A 2,250-nucleotide genomic window follows, 5' to 3' on the forward strand; every position below is an offset into this window, starting at 1 on the left:
ACAACCCTTCGCCAAGCGAACAACCTTAAGTCGGATACCCTTTGGGTCGGGCAAAAACTGAAGGTACCTGGTGCGACATCACCGGCGCTCAAGCACAAAGTCAAACGCGGTGAATACCTCGGTAAAATTGCCAGTAATTATGGGGTGACGATCGAAAGCCTACGTCGTGCCAATGAACTCGGCTCTGATACCTTGGCGGTTGGGCAAACCTTAATTATTCCAGGAAGCTGATATGGCGATTGAGATATTACCTGCTCGACTCGCCAACCAAATCGCCGCGGGCGAAGTGGTCGAGCGGCCAGCATCGGTGGTGAAAGAGCTGGTGGAAAACAGTATCGATGCGGGTGCAACTCGCATTGACGTCGATATTGAAAAAGGCGGCAGTAAGCTGATCCGTGTTCGTGATAATGGTGTTGGGATCAGCAAAACAGATTTACAGCTGGCATTAAGTCGCCATGCGACCTCGAAAATCCACAGCCTGGATGATTTAGAAGCGATCATGAGCTTGGGCTTTCGAGGGGAAGCGTTAGCGAGTGTTAGCGCCGTTTCGCGCCTTACCATTACCTCTCGTCCCGCGGAACAGCAAGAAGCGTGGTCAGCCTTTGCTGAAGGGCGCGATATGGCCGTCAGTGTGAAACCGGCGGCGCACCCGGTTGGTTGTACCGTGGAAGTGGTGGATTTATTTTTTAACACGCCAGCCCGACGTAAGTTTTTGCGTACCGATAAAACCGAGTTCAGTCATATTGATGAGCTGCTACGGCGTATTGCTTTAAGCCGGTTTGATATTACCATCAACTTACGCCATAACGGCACACAGGTGCGCCAATACCGACGCGTGCCAGATAATGGCGATCCCTTACGTCGTCTAAAAGCGGTTTGCGGACAAACGTTTGTCGAGCATGCTTTACGGATTGACCTAACTCACCACGATATGGCGCTTCGTGGTTGGATATGTACCCCTGATGGCGCACGGCAGCAAAACGATATGCAGCATTGCTTCGTGAATCAGCGCATGATGAAAGATAAATTAATTAATCATGCTATCCGGCAAGGCTATGAACGAAGTTTGGCCCCCGATCAGTATGCCGCTTTTGTGCTCTATATCGATGTGGAACCACATCAGGTTGACGTTAACGTTCATCCCGCCAAACATGAAGTCCGCTTTCATCAAGCACGCTTAGTGCACGACTTTATTTTCCAAGCGATCTATGATGGGCTACAGCAATCGTCGTTACCCATAAACGATACCGTAAACCCTGAGACCGGTGAGGTGCGGGAGACGGTGTCTTATCAGCCTCGGGCTTCCGCCGTTGCAACGGATAATCCCTACCAGCAAGCAGTGAATGCGTTTCCCGATTACCCGGGAAAGCAGTCTACGGAGTCGTCGTCACGCCCAGCAACAGGGCATGCACCACGTCCTGACCGTCCGAGTGCACCTTCCAAGCAAGCCACACAAGCCTACCAAGCGTTGATGACACCAAACGCGCTGCAAGCTTCCGAGGTCAATGCGAGCACGGATACGGTGTCAGCGAAGGCGTTGAGCGATCAACTTGGTTTAGGAAAGGTACTTTCAGTGGTTGAGCAGCATTATGTACTGATGTCGTGGGGTGATGAGTTATGGTTGGCCGATCATCATGCGTTAGAGAGCTGGCGCCATCAGGGAGCGTTACAACCCGCTTTGGGTGAGGGATTAGTGACTCAGCCTTTATTGATCCCACAACGTTTATCCGCTTCTGCATCCGAATGTGATGCGGTTAGCCATTATCAATCACTATTGACGCAGTTTGGTATTCATATTCGGGTAAAAGGGCAGCAGTTAATGGTGATGTCTGTGTGCCAACCACTACGGCAACAGAATCTGCAAGCTTTTGTTCCAGCATTGCTGGACTTTTTAGGGGGCTTAGATCCCAGCCAAACTAACCCGGATCACAGCGCGAACCTGTTGGGTTGGCTGGCAAAGCAGTTGACAGTCGCATCGGATCCAGTCAGCCTTGCGCAAGCGGTGCAGACCGTATCGGAAATTGAACAGTATTGGCAGGATGAGGCGTTGAAAAAAGGGCGACAGCGCTTGTTTACTCGCCTCGACCTGACCTCAGCAATAGAAGCATTACAACATGACTAATCCGCTGCCAAAGGCCATTTTTTTGATGGGGCCAACGGCCTCAGGAAAAACGGATCTGGCCATTGCATTACGCAATACCCTGCCGGTTGACATTATTAGTGTTGATTCGGCCTTAATTTATCGAGCAT

2 protein-coding genes and 1 pseudogene are annotated in these 2,250 nt (G+C 51.0%); all 3 read left to right on the top strand.

The window, feature by feature from the left end:
• On the top strand, positions 1-231 hold a 231-nt coding region (locus DZ54_RS21635), incomplete at its 5' end, for a LysM peptidoglycan-binding domain-containing protein (RefSeq protein ID WP_037354500.1).
• A gap of 1 nt (position 232) precedes the next feature.
• Positions 233-2,122 carry a DNA mismatch repair endonuclease MutL gene (gene mutL / locus DZ54_RS0112985; protein ID WP_025674519.1) on the top strand — a complete coding sequence of 630 codons (1,890 nt, stop codon included), beginning with the start codon at positions 233-235 and terminating at the stop codon, positions 2,120-2,122.
• Positions 2,115-2,250, top strand: a pseudogene (locus DZ54_RS24895) (tRNA (adenosine(37)-N6)-dimethylallyltransferase MiaA); the annotation flags it as partial. The gene mutL and the pseudogene DZ54_RS24895, both read left to right, overlap by 8 nt.

The organism is Salinivibrio socompensis S35, assembly GCF_000513715.1.
GTDB classification, from domain to species: domain Bacteria; phylum Pseudomonadota; class Gammaproteobacteria; order Enterobacterales; family Vibrionaceae; genus Salinivibrio; species Salinivibrio socompensis.

What these genes read in the sequence shown, in the direction of transcription:
- mutL (WP_025674519.1), top strand. Translation starts at nt 233, where the DNA reads ATGGCGATTGAGATATTACCTGCTCGACTCGCCAACCAAATCGCCGCG.